Below are 21,036 nucleotides of genomic sequence, written 5' to 3'. Positions count from 1 at the left end.
GAAGCGTCCGGCCGCCGATTCCCTCTCTTCCTCTGTGTTTCCTCCTCATCGGCCGCAGCCCCCGCCTTCCCGGGGGCTGCGGCTTTTTCATGTGGTGTTTCCAGTGTTCCGCTCGTTCCATGCGGGGCGTCGTCCATCGTCCGAAGGAGCCCAATCCGTTCCTTAAGGTAATCGTAATTAAGGTAATCACGATTACCTTAATCGTGATACTCTTACTATGCATGGTTGGTGAAGGGGAACAGGAGGCGTGTGATGTTCGTGGCGCGTGAGCACGAGTTGCAGGTGCTGGAGCGATTGTTCTCCAGCGACTCGTTCGAAATGGTGGTGCTGTACGGCAGGCGACGTGTGGGGAAGACGACGCTGATCGACGAGTTCGTCAAAGACAAACGCGTGTTGTACTTCACCGCGGTGCAGCAGAGCGCCAAGATGAACCTCGCGGATTTCTCCAGAGCGGTGTTCTCGTTCTTCGGCATGCCGGATTCCACGCCGGCGTTCGGCGGATGGTCGGACGCGCTGTCCTTCGTCGCCGAACAGGCGTCCCGGACCGGCGAACATATGGTGTTCGTGTTTGACGAGTTCCCCTATGCGGCCGCTGCGGAACCGGCGTTGCCTTCCATGCTCCAGATCGCGATCGACCATGGGTTCCTTGCCACCAAGGTGACGATGATTCTCTCCGGCAGCAACGAGGGATTCATGGAGAACGATGTGCTGGGGCGTAAAAGCCCGTTGTATGGGCGCCGTACCGCACAGATCCGGCTGTTGCCGTTCGATTATGCGGATGCGGCGAAATTCCTGCCCAATGCGGATGCGCAGGACAAGGTCCGATACTATGCGACCTTCGGCGGCACGCCGTATTATCTGGCGCGCATCCGTGAGTCCGACGGTTTCGAGTCCAACGTGCTTCGTCTGATGTTCGACGGTCTCGGCGTATTGCGCGAGGAACCCATGATGCTGCTGCGTCAGGAACTCCGGGAGCCGGCGCTGTATTACTCGATATTGCAGTCCATCGCAGGAGGCAATACGGCTCCGAAGCTTATCGCCGAACATGCCGGCGTCGAGCCCGATTCGATCGGGGCATACCTGAAGACATTGATCGATCTGCGTCTGATCGAACGGAAGGTCCCGTTCGGCGACGATCCCGCCAAGTCGCGCAAGGGCATGTATGTGGTCGGCGATCCGTTCTTCGCCTACTGGTTCCGTTTCGTGGGACGCAACATGAGCATCTTGGAAGGCAACGTCAGCGAGGCCGTCGCGCGTCGTCTTGCGTTCGGTCCGGCGTTCGACACCTATGTCGGCCAACAGTTCGAAACGATCTGCCTGCAATGGCTGATGCGCGCCAACGCCGCAGGTGAATTGCCGTTCATCGCCACGCGATTCGGCAAGTGGTGGGGCAACGATCCCGTCGCCCGCGAACAGACGGACATCGATGTGGTCGCCGCCGATCCGCTCGGCAAGGATCTGCTGCTCGGCGAGTGCAAATGGCGTGGCTCGTTCAACGAGACGGAAGCCATCGGGAAGCTGAGGCAGCGTGCGGGTCTGGTACGTGGCTATCCGGCGGACAAAGCATGGTTCACGCTGTTCTCCAGAAACGCCGTCGGCGAGGCCGCGCGGTCCCGCTATACGGACGATGACCGCATGCGGTTCGTCTCAACGGACGAGCTGTACGCCGTGTGACGGCGTACGCCGTGTGTGTCGATCGGCACGCGACTCTCCATGCGGGGCGCATGCCCCTCACGCCGATTCGCGCACAACCAGTTCGGTGGGAACGTAGATGGTGCCGTTCGCCGGAGGGTTGCCTTCGATGAGGGACAGCAGGGTGTCCGCCATCACCGTGCCGTGCCGATCGAGATGCTGATCGATGGTGGTGATCGACGGGGAGTTCGCGGACGCGATGGCCGTGTTGTCGAACCCCGCGACGGCGATGTCGCCGGGCACGGCGAAACCAGTGGACTGGATGCGTTGGATGAGGCCGGCGGCCATGACGTCGTTGGTGGCGATGACTGCATCGATGCCGGACAGGAGCGGCTCCACCTGCGGCCAGAGGGCAAGCCCGTCCTCGGCGCGCCATCCCGCCGCATGCAGCACGTGGGATTCCGCGTCGGCTGCGTGCATCGTCTCCAGAAATCCTCCGATTCTGTCCTGCGAGAAGCTGTTGTCCGTCGGACCGGAGATATAGAGGATGCGCCGGTGGCCGCGGTGGAGCATGTGTTCGGTGAGTGTTCGCATGGCCGTGTGGTTGTCGCTGTTGACGGCCCGTATGGAGGGGGCGTTCATCGCCCAGTCGCCGGCGGTCACCATGGGGACGTTGCTGCCGGCGAACAGGCTCAGGATGGGGTCGTCGTCATGGTTCGGGGAGAACAGGTAGCCGTCGGCGAATCCCTCGTCCAGCATGCGCTGCAGCTGGCGTATGGCGATGTCGTCGTTGACGGTCATCGACAGGATTTGGTAGCCATGCCGCGCCAATTCGGCACCGGCCGCGGCGTAGTGGGTGTTCAGACCCGGATCGAGCGCCACGCTCATCAGGTCGCCGTGGATGACGTAGATGATGACGTTCGTGTGCTGTCTGGCCAATGAGCGCGCCATGCGGTTGGGGGTGAAATCGAGGTCCTTCATGGCCTTGGCGATTCTGTTCGCCGTGGTCTTGGAGACGTAGCCGTGCTTGTTGAGGTACCGGGAGACGGTCGTCTTGGTGACACCTGCGGCCGCCGCGACGTCGGCCATGGTGGCGCGTTGCGGCCGTTGTTCAGGAACTGATGCTGCTGTCATGTGAACCTCTGGAATGAATCGTCTTCGCGTGCCATGGTATCCGGTTCGGTCGAAAACACATGGTATCAGTTGCGTAACCGGTAACATATTAATATACTTACGTCCTGTAACCGATTACAGTAGTGTTGTCCTTCATCCGGATTGGAGAAGGCCGGCGGATTGTGACGATGGAACGCAAAGCGAAGGAGCGCAATGGAGAATCAGGGACGAAGAACCGCGAAGGGGACTCCGGGACGCTGGCGGAGGACGGCTCTGGCCGCAATCGCCGCGGCCGCGATGAGCGTGACGATGACGCCGTTCATGGCGAACGTCGCCCACGCCGACGAGACTCCCACGGACTCCGGCACGGTACGGACCTACGCGGCGACCGGTGCCGGCGTGAACGCCAAGGGCGACGCGGCGACGTCGCCGGACGTGAAGTCCGACAAATACACGTTGAAGGTGAACGGCACGCCCGTCGACGTCATCAAATACGACGAGACCGGCAAGGAGAGCGGCGCCCACTGGTATGACATCGCCCGCTTCGAATCCAGCTCCCGCACGCCGGTCATCTCCGTGACCGTGCCGAACGAGGAAATCGACACCTACCAGATCCAGCCGACCCGCTACTACGGCCAGACCGCGCAGATCAGCCCTGACAAGCACACGCTCACCTTCAAGATGAGCAAGGATGCGAACCTCAACTCCGTGATCGTGATGATCAATCCCGACGCCGAACAGTCCAACAAGGCCGGACAGCCGTACCTGGCGATTATCAACGACCCGGTCGAGACCAAGCCGGACATGACCGGTTCCAACGTGCTCAACTTCCAGGAGTTCGCCAAGAACTACATCGCCGAGCATCCGGTGCAGGAGGAACAGCAGGAGCGTCTGACCGCCGAGAACGAGTCCAACGCCAAGCAGGGCGTACCGCAGAGCATCCTCGACCTGCCGAGCAAGACGTTGGGCAACGTCGATGCGCAGAAGCAGATCATCGACGCCAAGCTCGCCCCGTCCGAAGGCAAGATCGTCGATCCGGGCGCAAACGTGTTCTACCCGAACCAGCGCCGCATGAGCGACGACGACGCCACCTACGCGCTCGAGGCCGCGCTCAAGGAGATCCAGGACAATCCCGCCAAGTACAACACCCTGTACTTCCCGGCGGGCACCTACATCTACGGCGGCCTGAAGATCGTCGATTTCGACGGCTCCAAGCTCGTCGGCGGCAAGCTCCACGTCTACGTGGACGAAGGCGCGCTGCTCAAGAACCACGTGCAGCCGTACGCCGAGGCGCAGGAGCCGGCCATCGGCCTGTGGGGCTCGAAGGACATCGAGATCTCCGGCCGCGGCATGTTCGATGCCAACGGCATCGACAACTACAACTGGCGCAGCACCGGCGACAAGCATGACGCCTTCATGAGCCAGCACACCGGCGGCGTCATGGTCGTCCAATCCAGCGACATCACGTTCAACGACACGTACATGCGCGAATCCAAGCAGTGGAACTGGGAGACGCACACCGCCAAGGACGTGACGTTCAACAACATCAAGGGCCTCACCCCGTACCCGCTGCCGTGGGGCGACGGCACCGACCTGGCCTCCGGCCAGAACGTCACCGTCAACGGCGTGATCACGCTCGGCAACGACGACGCCTTCGCCTCCGGCCACTACAACCCCGGCCGCTGGTTCGCGCCCGACAAGCCCGATCTGTACAACAAGCAGCACAAGTTCAACACGGACTCCCCGGATCTGCAAGGTTACGTCAACGCGGCGGCCGGGTATGACGCCGTGGTCAAGTCCCTCGGCGGCATCGACAATGACGAGTGGGATACCGAGGACTCCGACGCCATCTCCGTGAACAACACGCTCAACTGGACCGTCGGACCGGGCAACGGCATCCGCATGGGCCACGAGACGCACGGCCACGCGATGAAGAACTACTCGTTCGACAACCTGAACTCGCTCGGCGTGCAGACGCTCGGTCTGTCCATCCAGAACCACACCGACACCTACCCGCAGTACGACACCATCACGGTGAAGAACTCCTCGTTCGACACCTCCCGCATCACCAAGAACTTCAGCATCCAGGGAGGTCAGGGCAACGACCAGACGGTCAGTGCCTACGACCAGCAGTACAACGGATACAAGAAGAACCCGAACGGGAAGTACGAGGACTACACGTACAAGCGCAACCCCATCGGCACGCTCACGCTCGACAATGTGTGGTTCAACAAGGACAGCGTCGGCAACATCGACTACGTCACGAACCTCAACCTCAACGACATCCACATCAACGACAAGCTGGTCGAATACACCAACCAGTTCCAGCTGAGCACCTCGAACATCGCGAACACCGTCTACACCTACACCGACAAGGACGGCAAGACGCAGAACGTCAGGAGCAACTCGTTGCCCACCATCAGCGAGCCGCAGTCCGACGCGATCACGGCGAAGGCGAACAACGTGCTCGGATTCACCGTCAAGGCCACCGACCCCGACGAGGGTGATTCGGTCGTGCTCGGCGTGGACAAGGACACCCTGCCCACGGATGCGACCTTCGACCCCGCCACCGGCGAGTTCTTCTGGAAGCCCGGCTCCGAACAGATCGGCAAGAAGTTCGCCGTCACGTTCACCGCGGCCGACACCGGTGCGCAGGCCGGCGACTACGCGCCCGTCTCCCGTACGGTCACCATCGCCGTGCAGCCGTCCAACGCCGTGCTCACACCCGTCGAGGGTTCGCTCGCCGGCGATACGTGGGTCGGCTCGTGGAGCGGTGACCAGAGCGTGAACTACGGCACCGGACGCACCATCAGGGTCAGCGGCGCCAGCGGCGACATCAAGCGCGGCTACGTGACCGTCGACCTGAGCAAGATCGGCGATCTCGGTGACAACGACACCGCCAGCCTGTCCCTGACCTACATCGGCCACCGTACCGGCGCCTCCGGCAACGGACGGATCAAGGTCACCAAGGCCACTACCACCGCCGACCCGGCCACCGTGACGTGGAAGACCCAGCCCACGCTGTCCGACAAGGACGAGGACACGGCGTCCTCCGCCGAATTCGACCTCGGAGACACCGTCGTGCCGGAAGGCTCCGAGGACAACGTCAAGGGCACCGGCATCGACGGGCGCAAGATCGCCGTGGACATCACCTCGCTGGTGAAGGCCGCCAAGGCCGCCGGCGAGACGACGCTCACGCTGGCCATCGACAACACCGGCGCCGGCGAGGTCCGCTTCGTGAGCACCGAGGGCGCCACCTCGGACAAGCTCGCCAACGCCACCGAGGACATGGCTCCGGTGGTCGAAGTCACCGAGGTCTCTCCGACCTCCATCTCCGGTCCCGAGGCCCAGACCATCACCGAAGGCGATGCGGCGTCCTCCGACGTGTTCACCGTGGCCGGCGCCGACCCGCTGGACATCACGGTCGACGGCCAGACCGCCGACGGCAAGATCACGTGGAACGACAAGACCAACCGTCTCGACTTCGCCAAGGGCATCGCCGCCGGCACCTACAAGGTCACCGTGACGTTGACCGATGCGGACAAGGCGACCGCTTCCACGGACTTCACGTTGACGGTCGCCCCTGCGCCCGTGAACAAGGATGGCTTGAACGACGAGGTCAAGCTGTCCGAGACGCTCAAGCAGGAAGGCTACACCCAGAAGTCCTGGGACGCGTTCCAGCAGGCGCTGGTCAAGGCCCAGGGCGTGCTCACGAAGACCGATGCCACCCAGGACGAAGTGAACGCCGCGCTCAAGGAGCTGAATACCGCCCGTGAGGGGCTGCAGAAGAACTCCACCGAGCCCGGCACTCCGGACGACGGCCACGGTTCCGATGGAGCCGACGGTTCCGGTACGGACGCGAAGCGTCCGTCGTCCGGCAAGGGCGTGAACGGCCTGTCCAAGACCGGTTCCGCCATCGAGCTGGTGGCCGGAGCGGCTGTGCTGCTGGTGCTCGCCGGTGGCGTGCTGCTGCTCAACAGGCGCCGCGGCTGACCGTGAGGGGATTCCGGACGGTTCCGGAATCCCCGTCGGGGTTCCTCCGGATTGTCCGGCGCCCCGATGATGCGCCTCATGTATCGACCGACCGCACCTGACGACCGGAATCGATTCGATTCGATTCCGATTGCCAGGTGCGGTTTTTCATGTCCGGCGCTGGGTCGTGGTTTCGGTACCGGACAGGCATGGTCCAAAGACTGACGGAATCGTTTTGTGGTAGGCGGCGAATCTCTGGGAAGAAGAATTTGTGTAACCGGTTATATATGCGTTATACTGTGGTGTGTAACCGGTAACCTAACGGTTGTGGAGAGTGAGGGTTCGCCGCGGAGAGGCGGCGGGGCTTGCGTGTTTCTCCAGGAGGGGTTCCTGGTCGCAAAAATGTTTGCGTTAGCAGCAATGGCGCAGCAGTGAAGGAGAAACAGGAATGAGGATCATCAGGAAACTCGCAGCCGGAGCCGTGGGGGCCGCGACGCTGCTGGCGTTCGCGGTGCCCGGCACCGCCACGGCCGCGGAAACGCAGACCATCACGCCCAACCCGTGGTACCAATCGGACACCTTCAAAGGATGGGGCACCTCACTCGCCTGGTACGCGAACGCGGCCGGGCATTACGCATTGAGTGACAACGCGTACGCGCAGCAGCTCGCCGACGACTTCTATGACCTGCTGTTCAGCGAGGACGGCCTCGACCTGCAATCCGTCCGCTACAACATCGGCGGCGGCAACGCCTCCGACGTGACCGACTACCTGCGCCCGGGCGCTGCGGTCGAAGGATGGTGGAAGGCCAACCCCGAAGGCGACGGCCACAGCGACACGCTCTACGGCGGCGCCTCCACCACGCTCGCCAACAAGTCCACGATCCTCAAGCAGTGGGACCCGGACAACGCGGACGACTACGACTACGACGCCGACGCCTCCCAACGTTGGTGGCTCGAGAAGCTGCAGAAGAACAAGCAGGTGAAGAACTGGGAGTTCTTCTCCAACTCCGCGCCCTACTTCATGACCAACTCCGGCTACGTCTCCGGGCATTGGGCGGGCAGCACCGACGACCAGCTCGCCGGCGACGGCACCGAGGACGCCGACGCCGCGAACAACGCCACCGTCAAATTCGCCAAATATCTGGCCCACGTGACCAAGTACCTCAAGGACACGTACGACATCACGCCCGACACCATCGAGCCGCTCAACGAACCCAACGACTGCACCAACTGCTGGGTGACCAACAACAAGGACGGCAAGCCCAGCGCCCGCCAGGAGGGCATGTCCGTCAAGCCCGACCAGCAGACCCGCCTCATCAAGGCGCTGCGCGAGGCGCTCGACGCCCAGGGACTGACCGCCACCAAGGACGGCAAGCAGGTGGTCTCCGCGATGGACGCCTCCAGCTCCGGCACGTTCCGCTTCGACTACACCGGCTCCAACAACAGCGGCAATGGTTACGCGCAGAACGTATCCAACTGGGATGAGGCGCTCGGCCAGTTCAACACGCACGGCTACGGCGACCAGAGCTACGCCCCCTGGATCCGCGACGTGGCCAAGACCAACGACAAGCCGCTCATGATGAGCGAGTACGAGGGCGACTACTCCGGTTCCGGCTTCGACCCGTACAACTTCAAGAACGGCATGAACTTCGCCAAGAACCTCAACTCCCAGATGCGCCAGTACGAGCCGAACTCGTGGGTGCTGTGGCAGCCCGTCGAGGACTACTACAACATGGAGCAGGACGCGGCCCACGGCGGAGAGAACCTCAACTGGGGCTCCGTCTACATCGACTTCGACTGCCAGGTCTACACCAAGGAGAACGGCGACAAGGTCTTCGCCTCCACCCGTCGCGTGAACAACCTGTACGGCGGCGTCAACGCCGACGGCAAGGTCGCGGACAACGTGCCCGCCTGCACCACGCAGACCAACTCCAAGTTCAACGTGCTCAAGAACTACACGCACTTCATCCAGGCCGGCGACCACGTCATCGCCACCGACAGCACCGACGCCACCGCGGCCGTGCGCTCCTCCGACAAGAGCCTCCGCCTGGTCATCACCAACTCCGGCGCCGAACGCAGCCAGACCATCGATCTGAGCGGCTTCGCGGACGTCGCCAAGGACGCCGTGGCCAAGACCTACGTGACCACCGCTGCCGACAAGACCAGCGGAGACCCGACCGCCAACACGCTCAAGCATGACGACAAGGACAACGCGGCCGTCGACGCGGACGACAAGTCCGTCACCGTCGACGTGCCGGCCAACTCCGTGACCACCATCGTCGTGACCGGCGTCTCCGGCGTCTCCGCCGACGCCGCGCAGATCGCCAGCGGGGCGCAATACCAGCTCATCGGCAAGCAGAGCGGCAAAGCGCTCAACATCGATGCGAACGGCACCGCCACCATCCAGAACACGGCCAGTGCCGCGGACAAGAAGAAGACCCAGACCTTCACCCTCACCGAAGTCACCGACGACGTCTTCAAGACCCGACCCGCCGACCGCGCGTACGTCATCACCAACGCCGACGGCAAGGTCGTGACCGTCTCCGGCGGCGACCCGCTGAGCGACGACTCCGGCGCCATCACGCTGAGTGACACCCTGACCGTCGAGACCGCCAAGAACGATTCCTCGGCCGTATGGATCCTCAACTCGAAGGACGGCAAGCACTTCAGCTTCCTCAACAAGAAGGCCGTCAAGACGCTCGACGTCAACGGAGGCGGCACCACGGCCGGCACCTCGGTGATCGCATGGCGCTCCACCGAAGGCGACGGACAGGCCTGGCAGCTCAAGCCGGCCGTGAACAAGCCGGTCACCTACACCAAGTACCAAGGCATCGCCGATCCGACCCTGTTCGACGCGAACCTGAGCAACGCCGGCTACTTCCAGCCGCAGTGGACCGACGACAAGGGCAACCACATCCAGGCGCACGGCGGCCAGATCATGACCACCACCGAGAAGAAGGACGGCAAGGACGTCACCGTGTACTGGTGGTACGGCGAGGACCGCTCCAACGGCTACTACAAGAGCCCGGGCGTCCACGTCTACAAGTCCTACGACACGAAGAACTGGGAGGACCAAGGGCTGGCCTTGCGCTCCGCGACCCGCCTCGCCCAGTTCACCGACACGTCCAACGACGACTTCGCCTACTTCGACAAGGTCTATGACCTGAAGAACACCGACGGCACCGTGAACACGGACAAGGCCAGGAAGATCTTCTACTACCTCAACATGGATCCGGACCAGAACGGCGACGGCACGGCGGACGACACCACCGCCATCATCGAACGCCCGAAGGTGATCCACAACGAGAAGACCGGCAAGTACGTGATGTGGTGGCACGCCGACGGCAGCACCAAGGTCGGCGGCGGCACTTACGACCGCGCCATGGCCGGCGTGGCCGTGGCTGACTCCCCGGCCGGACCGTTCAAGCTGGTCGGTGCGTACCGTCTGCCGAACCGCTGGGACCGCCGCAGCGACACCGAAGCCGGCATGTCCCGCGACATGACCGTCTTCAAGGACTCCAACGGCGACGCCTACCTCGTGTACTCCTCCGAAGGCAACTGGACGCTGTACGTGGCCAAGCTGGATGACACCTACACCAACACGGTGAAGACCACCACCACGGCCCCATTCGACTTCGAATACTCGTCCGACGGCAAGTACCCGCTCGTCTACGACGAGAAGGACGGCGACTCCGGCGCCGGCGTGCTCGTGGAGGGCCAGGACTACAAGCTCATCAAGAAGAACCTGATGATCGAGGCCCCGGCCGTCTTCGAAACGAACGGCAGGTACTACATCGTCGCCTCCGCCGCCACCGGCTGGGCTCCGAACCAGGCCACCTACTACACGGCCGACTCCATGCTCGGCGACTGGACGCGCGGCGTCGACAAGACCGACGGCTACGAGAACACGTGGATCCAGACCCAGAAGGTGCCGGAAGGCACCGACGGCTGGCTCGCCTACGGCGATACCAACTCCACCACGTTCGGCTCGCAGTCCACCAACGTGCTCGCGCTCGACGCCTCCAAGGGCCGGTACGTCTACATGGGAGACCGCTGGTACGCCAAGAACAACGACGACGGCTCGACGCTCGGCGACTCCACCTACGTGTGGCTGCCGCTCACCTTCGGCGAGAACGGCAGGCTGGAGATGCGCAACCCGGCCGCCCAGGACAACGGCAAGTGGTCCAAGGGATGGGACGCCTCCTACTGGCAGTCCCACGGCGGATCCAAGACCGCCGTCACCTACTGGACGGTGACCGATGACGGTCTCGCCGACCTCGGCTCCCTGGCCGCCGGCGAGGACGCGTCCGCCAAGCTGCCCGCCGAGGTCAGCGTGAAGGACGGCGACGGCAAGGCCGCGCAGGTGGCCGTCACCTGGTCCGACGTCGACACGTCCAAGTCGGGCAAGGTGACCGTCACCGGCACGCTCGCCGGCGACGACGCCTTCTACCCCGGACGCACGTTCACCCGTGAGATCACCGTGGAGGACCCGAACTGCCCGGCCGCCAAGGATCCGTGGAAGTCCGGCACGTTCGGCGCGAACGCCGGCACGATCTGCCAGACCTCCACCACAGCCAAGGACTACGGATTCACCATCGCCGACGGTGCGAACGGCGGTGCCTGGACCAGCAAGAACGAGTACAGTCTGGCCTACCGCGCCGATGCGCTCAAGACCGGTGAATCGCTCACCGCCACCGTCTCCGGCTTCGAGGCCGGCGGCAACTCCGACGCCCGCGCCGGCATCGTGGTGCGCAACGACCTGTCCGCCAGCGGTCAGAACTCCGCCAAGGGCTACGCCATGCTCATCCTGAGCCAGAACGGCCTGTTCTGGCAGAACGACACCGACGGCAACGGCTACATCGACTGGGAGACCGCCGATGCGGACAAGAACAAGTCGGTGACCGCCTCGACCGTTGCCGACGGCACCCCGGTGACCATCCGTGTGACCCGAGTGGACGCTGATACGTTCGAAGGCTTCTACCGGAACGCCGACGGCACATTCGTCAGTATCGGCACCGTGGACGTCAAGGGCGCCGACTCCGACGGCCTCGACGTGGGCGTGCTCACCTCCGCCAACAACGGCCAGGACGGTGCCAAGGTGACCTACACCGGCGTCGACCTGTCCAGCGACGAGGCGGCACCCAAGGACACCACGGCCCCGGTCATCTCCGGCGCGGACGACGTGACCCTCGACTACGGCGCGGCATTCGATCCGAAGGCCGGCGTCAGCGCCAAGGACGACGTCGACGGCAACCTGACCAAGGACATCACGGTCACGGGAACGGTCGATACTTCCAAGGCCGGAACCTACGAACTGACCTACACCGTCGCTGACAAGGCCGGCAACACCGCCACGGTGACCCGTACGGTCACGGTGAGGCCCAAGCCCGTCACTCCGGTCGAAGTCGACAAGACCGACTTGGACAAGGCCCTCGCGGACGCCGCCGACCTCGACCGGAACGACTACACCTCCGATACATGGAGCACGTTCAAGGCCGCATACGACGCCGCCAAGGCGGTGTCCGAGGACAAGAACGCAACCCAGGCGCAGGTCGACGCCGCATATGAGTCGCTTGCCAAGGCGAAGGACGGTCTCAAGAAGGCCGACCCCGGAACCAACCCGTCGACCCCGGACAACCCCGACGCCGGTGACGGCAAGGGTGAGCACGGCGGCGACCTCAAGCCCGCCAATGGTTCCAACGCCACGGCATTGTCCAAGACAGGCAGTGCGGCGCTGATTCCGGCGGCCATCGCAATCGTGTTGCTGACCGTAGGCACCGTCCTCCTCCTTGGCGCCAAGCGCGATCGGTGACATCCTTCCGCCGCATGCCTCTCCTCCTTCCTTCACGGGGCGTGCGGCGCTCCCTACGGCGGCGCCGGTCCTCTCCTGGCCGGCACCGCCGCTCCCCGTAACCCCATAACCGAACAGCCATCACCACCCAAAGGCGACGCATCCGATGAGCCGCCTCCCCGCATCCAGCAGAAAGCACTCCAATGAAGAAGATACCCATCGGGAAACTGGCGAGCCGCGCCGTCGCGGCCGTCATCGCCGCGGGCATGGCGCTCACGCTCATGCCGTTCGCGGCAAGCTCCGCCACCGCGGCGCAGACGGACGCCTCCACGCAGCCGGCCGCATCCGTCGAGAAATACGCCTCGCAGAAGGGCCTGCGCAGCCAGGTCAACTTCAACCGCGGATGGAAGTTCATCCGTCAGGACGTCACCGGCGCGCAGGCCTCCGGATACGACGACTCCGAATGGACCGACGTGGCCCTGCCGCACGACTTCGACATGCCCTACGAGGTGGGCGGCGATAACGGCGGCCAGAACTGGTACGTGGGCTACGGGTGGTACCGCAAGGCGTTCCAAGTGACCAATGACTGGCTGGCGGACGGCCGCCGGGTCGAAATCGAGTTCGAAGGCGTGTTCCAAGTCGCCGACGTGTACGTCAACGGCGAGAAGATCGGCACGCACGAAGGCGGCTACTCCGGCTTCGCCTACGACCTCACCAAGCACCTCAAGGCGGGTACGAACGAGATCGCCGTGCGCGTCAACAACATCTGGCAGCAGGACCTCACCCCACGCGCCGGCGACCACCAGTTCAGCGGCGGCATCTACCGCGACGTGTACCTGCGTCTCACCTCCCCCGTGCATGTGGCCCGCTACGGCACGTTCGTCACCGCGCCGGCCCTCACCAACCCCGAGTTCGACTCCGGCGCCGAGAATATCGACTTCGCCCAATACCCGAGCGACGACGCGCTCGCCGCCAACCTCGAGGCGAAACGCTCCAACCTGGACGTCGCCACCGACGTGACCAACTCCACCGCCAAGGACCAGTACGTGCAGGTCAAGCAGGAGCTCGTGGACGCCAAGGGCAAGACCATCGCGACCAAGGACGGTCAGGACGCCTTCTACTCCAAGGTGACCAAGGTCGAGGCCGGCAAGACCGCCACCATCGACGCGGTCAGCGGCGGACTCGGCGACACCGGGAAGATGTACACCGGCCTCGCCCTATGGGACACCAAGAACCCGAACCTGTACACCGTGAAGACCACCGTGGTCGCAGGCGATGACGAGAAGCTCGGCGACGCCGCCACCGTCGACGCCTACGAGACCAGCTTCGGCTTCCGCACCGCGCAATGGAAGAACGACGGCTTCTACCTCAACGGCAAGAAGACACTGCTCAATGGCGCCAACGTGCATCAGGACCACGGCGGCTGGGCCAACGCCGTCACTGACGCGGGCCTCTACCGCGACGTGAAGATGATCAAGGAAGCCGGCATGAACTTCATCCGCGGTTCCCACTACCCGCACGACGTCGCCTTCGCCCAGGCATGCGACGAGCTCGGCATCCTGTACTGGTCCGAGAACGTGTTCTGGGGCATGGGCGGACAGGCCGGCAAGAACGACGACCCGTCCGGCCAGGCCAGCGACTGGCTGCGCGACGCCTACCCGCAGAACGCCGCCGACCAGGACTCCTTCGACCAGAGCGTGCTCGACGCCATGCAGGAGATGATCCTCGAGAACCGCAACTCCCCGTCCGTGATCAGCTGGTCCGCCGGCAACGAGGTGTTCTTCACCTCCGACGCCACGCAGAACCGCGCTAAAGCGCTCGTGAACAAGGAACGCAACCTTGCCCACCAGCTCGACCCGACCCGCAAGACCGGCATGGGCGGCGCGCAGCGCCAAGGCTACGACCAGCTCTCCGTGGCCGACATCGCCGGCTACAACGGCGACGGCGGCCGCATCTGCGGCGGCGGCCAATGCCCGAACACGTGGATGCCGAACATGGTCGCCGAATACGGCTCCCCCGTCATCGACCGTCCCGGCGCCGTCGTCAACGACAAGGCCCAGTACAAGGCCGGCACGTCCGTGTACGGCGAACTCGACAAGGACAACGACGGCAACTACACGCTCACCCAAAACAGTGCGGGCCTTGCCCTGTGGGCCGGCTTCGACCACGGCACCGTCGGCGGCAAGGACCTCGCCAAGATGGGCATGATCGACTACTTCCGTCTGCCGAAGAACCTCTGGTACTGGTACCGCGAACACCAAGGCGACGGCAGCAAGCCGGAAGTCTCCAAGTCCGGCACCGCCACGCACATGGACGTCACCGCATCCGCCGACTCCCCCAAGACACTGACCAACGACGGCAAGACCGACGCGCAGATCATCGTCACCATGAAGGACGCGAACGGCGACTGGGTCTCCGACAACCGCGAGGTGACCCTCAAGGTCACCGACGGCCCCGGCGTGCTTGCCGGCGGCAAGACCTACAAGTTCACCAAGAACGTCTCGATGAAGGACGGCAAGGCCGCCATCGAATTCCGCTCCTACTACTCCGGCACCACCACGCTGACCGCCTCCGCGGAAGGCCTGCCGGACGCCACGTTCCAGATCGTCACCAAGGACACCACGGGCGGCAACGAAGGTAGCGAGCCGAAGAACTTCTACGAGGCCGGCCAATGGGCCACCGCGGGCCTGAAGATCCCCGAGCCGATGGCCTACGGCGACACCAACAAGGCGCTCGACCGCCCCACCAGCCCGACCAGCTCCCAGAGCGGCCATGAGGGCGCGCTCGGCGCCGACGGCGACGAGAACACCCAGTGGATCGCGGGCGATGCCGGCTCCGGCCAGGCGTTCGTCCTGTCCACCGAATTCGCCCAGTACGTGTACAAGATCCGCCTCGGCTTCGGTGACAAGACCCCGTACCCGTACACCCTGTCCGTGCAGAACGACAAGGGCGAATGGGTGAAGGTCTCCTCGTACACCGCCGACACCGTCGCGTCCCGTCCCGCCGAAGAGAACGTCGGTGGCCTGTACGCCGGCGCCGTCAAGGTGGAGTTCACCGACGTGCCGGCCGGCGAGCACGCGTTCCTCAACGAGCTCGAAGTGTACGGCAACGACCAGGCCCAGGCCCCGCAGTACGCCGAGGACGGCGCCTACCTCACCGACCTCGTCTCCGGCGGCAAGCAGGTGACGATCGGCGGCGCGAACTATGCCAAGGGCGTCGCGCAGCAGGCCAACGCCGTCACCGAGGTCAAGGCCGACGGCAAGTACAGCCGCGTGCTCGGCGTCGCCGGACTCGACTCCTCCGTCACCTCCGGCTCCGCCACGTTCACCATCAAGGCCGACGGCGTGACCGTCTGGGAGCAGCAGCTCTCCGCCGGTCAGAAGGCCGCGTTCGACGTGTCCGTGAGCACCGCGAAGAAGATCGAGTTCTCCACCTCGAACGCGCCCTCCACCTCCACCGCGGATTGGGGCGACGTACGTCTCCTCGGCGCGCTGCGCTCCATCACCGCCTCCGGCTCCGCGCTCGGCGTGCGGTTCGCCGGCCTGACCGCGCAATTGCGCGGCGGCACCCCGTACCGTGCGGCCGTCCGCCTCGCCAACGCCGGCGACAAGGCCGTCAATGCGAAGGTCGTGCTCACCGTGCGCAAGTCCGCCGACGATTCCGTCGTCTCCACCGGCGCCGCCAGCGCGTTCGTCGCGTCCGGCGTCACGCAGACGGCCGACGTGACCGTACCCGTCGACAGCGCCGAAGGCCTCTACGCCACCATCCAGGTGGTCGACGCCGCCTCCGGCGACGCCCTCAGCAGGGAAGCGGTCATCGGTACCGCCGACGACTCCGCCCAAGCCGAGGAGACCGTGAACGTCGCCGCCGACTCGACGCTGCAGGCGTGGAAGACCGAGAAGACGCAGAACTTCTCCGGCAAGACCTACGTGGGCGCGATGCTGCCCGCCGGCTACGAATCGCTCGGCGAAGGCTTCAAGTCCACCGACACGAACGACGGCACCGACGCGAAGATGGGCCTCCTGCGCTTCGACCTCACGAAGTACCAGGGCAACGCGCCCAAGTCCGCCAAGCTTGAGCTGACCTACATCGGCTACAAGGGCGACTTCGCCGCCACGGACACCGACACCATCAAGCTCACCGCAGTGGACGAGGCCAAGTGCACCAACGGCGACTCCTGCACCGTGGAGAACGCGACCTGGGCCAACCGGCCCGACTTCGACGCCACCGCGGAAGGCGCGGTCGTCGCCGAATCCGAACCGTTCGCACTCGGCGGCTACAAGCTCGCCGGCAACGACAAGGACATGCAGGTCACCGGCACCAAGGTGAGCGTCGACGTCACCGACATCGTGACGCAGGCAATCGCCGCCGGCAAGACCTCCGTCACCCTCGCCATGGGCGAGACGAAGCACGCCGACGTGCGCTTCGTCAGCTCCGAAGGCGCCGCAGGTGGCATGACCAACGCCAAGGCCGACATGGCCCCGGTGATGACCGTCACCGTGGACCGCAAGACCGAGCCCGGCGTCGCGCTCGCCGGCCTCGCCGTCACCGCGCCCGCCAAGACCGACTACAAGAAGGGCGACGTCTTCGACGCCGCCGGCATGACCGTCAAGGCCGTCTACTCCGACGGCACCGAGAAGACGCTCGCCGCCGATCAGTACGGCTACGAGATCACGCCGGCGCTCGTCGACGGCGGCCACTTCGCCAAGGCCGGCGTCTACACGCTGACCGTCACCGAGAAGCTCAGCGCCGCCGATCCGAAGACCGCCACGCTGACCTTCACCGTGCCTGACGAAGGCGACGACTACGTCTACGTCACCGGCATCGCGGTGGACAAGCAGCCCACCAAGACGAAGTACGAGTTCGGCAAGAACGAACAGTTCTCCGCCGACGGCCTCGTCGTCGTCAAGACGATGTCCGACGGCACCAAGGTGCCGCTGAACAGCGGCGACTACACGCTGGAAGGCGCCGACTTCGACACCAACGGCGTGGGCGCGCACGTCATCACCGTCCGTTACGGCGACTACACCACCACCTTCACCGTGTACGTGGTCTCCGACGCCACCGGTGGCGACGACGGCGACACCTCCAAGGACGACCTGCTCTGGTACAACCAGCCCGCCTCCAAGACCGGTCTCCGCCAGCTCACCGGCGGCCACGGCTTCAGCTGGTGCTTCTTGGCGAACTGCGACACCGACCAGGTGTGGCAGCAGACCACGCTGCCCATCGGCAACGGCCGCATCGGCGGCACCATCTACGGCGAGGTCGGCAAGGAGCACGTCGTCTTCAACGAGGAGACGCTGTGGACCGGCGGTCCCGGTTCCTCCGCGAACTACAACGGCGGCAACATCGAGTCCAAGGGCAAGAACGGCCAGACGCTGCGCGACCTCAACAAGAAGCTGCAGCAGGGCGGCACGCTCAGCCAAGGCGAGGTCAACGGCCTCGTCGGCGGCACCGACGATGCGGCCCACGGCGGCTATCAGACCTGGGGCGACCTGACCATCGACTACGGCTTTGGCGACGACGCACAGTACTCGGACTACAAGCGCGACCTCAACCTCTCCAAGGGCAAGGCCGACGTGACGTTCAAGCACGACGGCGTCACCTACACGCGCGAATATCTCGCCTCCAACCCGGACAACGTGATGGTCGTGCGCCTCAAGGCCAGCGAGGCGGGCAAGCTCAACCTCAACGTCTCGATGCCGACGTACAAGAACGTCACCAAGGACGGCGAGAAGACCGTCGTCAAGGGCGATACGCTCACCACGTCCGGTGCGCTGAAGAACAACGGCCTGCGCTACGACTCGCAGATCAAGGCCGTGCTCGAGGACGGCTCCGTCGCCGCCGGCGACGACAACGCCTCCCTGAAGATCTCCGGCGCCTCCACCGTGACCCTGTACATCGCGGCGGCCACCGACTACAAGCAGGTCTACCCGACGTACCGCACCGGAGAGACGGCCGAAGCGCTCGCCAAGCGAGTGGCCGAAACCGTCACGAAGGCAGCGAACAAGGGCTACGGCAAGGTCAAGGACGCATCCGTCAAGGACCACGCCGCCCTGTACGACCGCGTGAAGCTGAACCTCGGCCAGGCCATCCAGGACGAGCCCACCGACCAGCTGCTCGCCAAGTACACCGACGGCTCCGCCACCGATGCGCAGAAGCGCGAACTCGAGACGCTGCTGTACCAGTACGGCCGCTACCTGACCATCGGCTCCTCCCGCGAGAACAGCCAGCTGCCCAGCAACCTGCAGGGCCTGTGGGCCGCGCGCGGCGCCGACAAGGCCTACCAGAGCGGCAACAACCCGTGGAACTCCGACTTCCACCTCAACGTGAACCTGCAGATGAACTACTGGCCCACCTATTCGAGCAACCTCGCCGAATCGGCCACGCCGCTCATCGCCTACGCCAAGGGACTCGTCGAACCGGGGCGCGTGACCGCGAAGATCTACGCGGGCGCCGAAACCAAGGCCGGAACCGCCATCGGCGAAGGCAACGGATTCATGGTGCACACGGAGAACACGCCCTTCGGCTGGACCACGCCGGGCGCCGCCTTCTCGTGGGGCTGGTCGCCGGCCGTCATGCCGTGGCTGCTGCAGAACGTGTACGAGGAATACGAGTACACGGGCGACAAGGCCTCCCTTGAAAAGGACATCTACCCGCTGCTCAAGGAGGAATCGAACTTCTACGTGAACTCCATGCTGCACGAGGCGTACCTGAAGGACAAGGACGGCAAGACCCGCCTCACCACCGGCGTGGCCTACTCGCCGGAACAGGGTCCGCAGGGCACCGACGGCAACACCTACGAGAGCTCGCTGGTGTGGCAGATGCTCAACGACGCCATCGAATCCGCCGAGACGCTCGGCAAGGACGAGAAGCTCGTCGGCGACCTCAAGGGATGCGCCACCTCCAACTGGGCCAAGGATGACGACGGCAACTTCACCGACAAGAACGCCAACCGCTCCTGGAGCTGCGCCAAGAGCCTCCTGAAGCCCATCGAGATCGGCGACAGCGGCCAGATCAAGGAATGGTACAACGAAGGTGCGCTGGGCAAGGACAAGGACGGCAACGCCATCCAAGGCTACCAGCAGAACCACCGCCACATGTCCCACCTGCTGGGCCTCTACCCCGGCGACCTCATCACCATCGACGACCCGGAGTACATGGAGGCCGCCAAGGTCTCGATGAACGATCGCGGCGACGTGGCCACCGGCTGGGGCCGTGCGCAGCGCATCAACGCGTGGGCGCGCACCGGCGACGGCGACCGCGCGTACAAGATCCTCGGCGAGCTCATCTCCGAAGGCATGTACGCGAACCTGTTCGACGCGCACCCGCCGTTCCAGATCGACGGCAACTTCGGCTACACGGCCGGCGTGGACGAGATGCTCCTGCAGTCCAACTCCACGTTCACCGCGAAGGACGGCACGAAGTACGCGAACTACACGAACATCCTGCCGGCCCTGCCGTCCAGCTGGGCGACCGGTTCGGTGGACGGACTGGTGGCCCGTGGCAACTTCACCGTGAACGCCTCCTGGAAGGACGGGAAGACCACCACGGTCACGCTCGTCTCCAACAAGGGCAACCAGGCCGCGGTCAAGCTCACCAAGGGCGACGCCTCCGCCGTGGTGGTGCGCGACGGCGACGGCAAGCCGGTCAAGTCCAAGGTCGTCGAGAACGAGGCCGGCGCCAAGCTGGTCGTGTTCGCCACCAAGGCCGGCATGACCTACACCATCGGCGAAGGCGCGATCGCCGCGCCGACCGCGCCGGCCGACCTGGCCGCCGCCGAAGTGGGCAAGACCTCGGTCAAGCTCACCTGGAACGCCTCCGTCTCCGAGGCGGGCATCTCCAAGTACGTGGTGAGCGTCGACGGCAGGCAGGTCGCCGAAGTGGACGGCACCACCACCGCATACACGGCCACCGGCCTGACCGCCGGCACCGAGTACACGTTCCAGGTGACCGCCGTCGACACGCTCGGCGTCTCCTCCGACCCGGCCGAGGTCAAGGCGACCACCGCCGCCGAAGGCACGGTGGACCCGGATAAGCCCGACCCCGACAAGCCCGGCACGACCGACCCGGACAAGCCGGGTACGGACAACCCGGACAACCCGGACAACCCGTCCAAGCCCGGACAGACGGTCACCCTCGACCCGGCGGACGTCGAACCCGGCAAGACGGCCACCCTCGCCGAACCGAAGAGCGTCTCCGGCTACACGGCCCGCGAGGTGACCAAGGCGCCCACGCTCGGTACGGTCACGTTCCGTCACGGCGCCATCGCCTACAAAGCCGGCGCCAAGGCGGGTGACGACTCCTTCACCGTGCGCTACACGCTGAAGGACGGCATCACCGTCGATGTGACCTACCGCGTGCGGATCGTCACGCCGCTCTCCAGGACGGGCGCCGCGGTGACGCCGCTCATCCTCGCGGCGGTCATGCTCGCCGGCGTGGGCGCGGTGCTGACGGCCTCCCGCAGGAGGGAGGGACGCCATGTCGCGCGGCGGCACGCGTGACGCGCCACCTGTGACGCGGCGCGC

At 64.9% G+C, this 21,036-nt stretch carries 5 protein-coding genes; 4 read left to right on the top strand and 1 reads right to left on the bottom strand.

What is annotated here, in order from left to right:
• The first annotated feature begins 252 nt into the window (after positions 1 to 252).
• Positions 253 to 1,674 (top strand): ATP-binding protein, encoded by a 1,422-nt coding sequence (locus JS531_RS07405; RefSeq protein ID WP_214314633.1) that lies wholly within the window; start codon positions 253 to 255, stop codon positions 1,672 to 1,674.
• Between the two features lie 57 nt (positions 1,675 to 1,731).
• Here JS531_RS07405 and JS531_RS07400 read toward each other — a convergent pair whose 3' ends face one another.
• Positions 1,732 to 2,766 (bottom strand): LacI family DNA-binding transcriptional regulator, encoded by a 1,035-nt coding sequence (locus JS531_RS07400; protein WP_214314631.1) that lies wholly within the window; start codon positions 2,764 to 2,766, stop codon positions 1,732 to 1,734.
• A gap of 192 nt (positions 2,767 to 2,958) precedes the next feature.
• Here JS531_RS07400 and JS531_RS07395 point away from each other — a divergent pair, with 192 nt between their 5' ends.
• From JS531_RS07395 to JS531_RS07385, 3 genes are all read left to right on the top strand, one after another.
• Positions 2,959 to 6,738 carry a putative Ig domain-containing protein gene (locus tag JS531_RS07395; protein ID WP_214314629.1) on the top strand — a complete coding sequence of 1,260 codons (3,780 nt, stop codon included), beginning with the start codon at positions 2,959 to 2,961 and terminating at the stop codon, positions 6,736 to 6,738.
• A gap of 427 nt (positions 6,739 to 7,165) precedes the next feature.
• Positions 7,166 to 12,529, top strand: a complete 5,364-nt coding sequence (locus tag JS531_RS07390) for an immunoglobulin-like domain-containing protein (RefSeq protein ID WP_214314627.1) — start codon at positions 7,166 to 7,168, stop codon at positions 12,527 to 12,529.
• A gap of 182 nt (positions 12,530 to 12,711) precedes the next feature.
• Entirely contained in the window at positions 12,712 to 21,012 is an 8,301-nt protein-coding gene (locus tag JS531_RS07385) for a glycoside hydrolase N-terminal domain-containing protein (protein WP_214314620.1), read from the top strand.
• Positions 21,013 to 21,036: the final 24 nt, after the last annotated feature.

Source organism: Bifidobacterium sp. CP2 (assembly GCF_018555635.1).
GTDB lineage: Bacteria > Actinomycetota > Actinomycetes > Actinomycetales > Bifidobacteriaceae > Bifidobacterium > Bifidobacterium saguinibicoloris.
Note: the sequence above shows the minus strand (reverse complement) of the source record. Positions and strands in the feature narration are given on the sequence as shown.

Bases quoted from the DNA above. Each gene is read 5' to 3' on its own strand.
- JS531_RS07405 (WP_214314633.1), top strand. From the start codon at position 253: ATGTTCGTGGCGCGTGAGCACGAGTTGCAGGTGCTGGAGCGATTGTTC.
- JS531_RS07400 (WP_214314631.1), bottom strand. From the start codon at position 2,766: ATGACAGCAGCATCAGTTCCTGAACAACGGCCGCAACGCGCCACCATG.
- JS531_RS07395 (WP_214314629.1), top strand. From the start codon at position 2,959: ATGGAGAATCAGGGACGAAGAACCGCGAAGGGGACTCCGGGACGCTGG.
- JS531_RS07390 (WP_214314627.1), top strand. From the start codon at position 7,166: ATGAGGATCATCAGGAAACTCGCAGCCGGAGCCGTGGGGGCCGCGACG.
- JS531_RS07385 (WP_214314620.1), top strand. From the start codon at position 12,712: ATGAAGAAGATACCCATCGGGAAACTGGCGAGCCGCGCCGTCGCGGCC.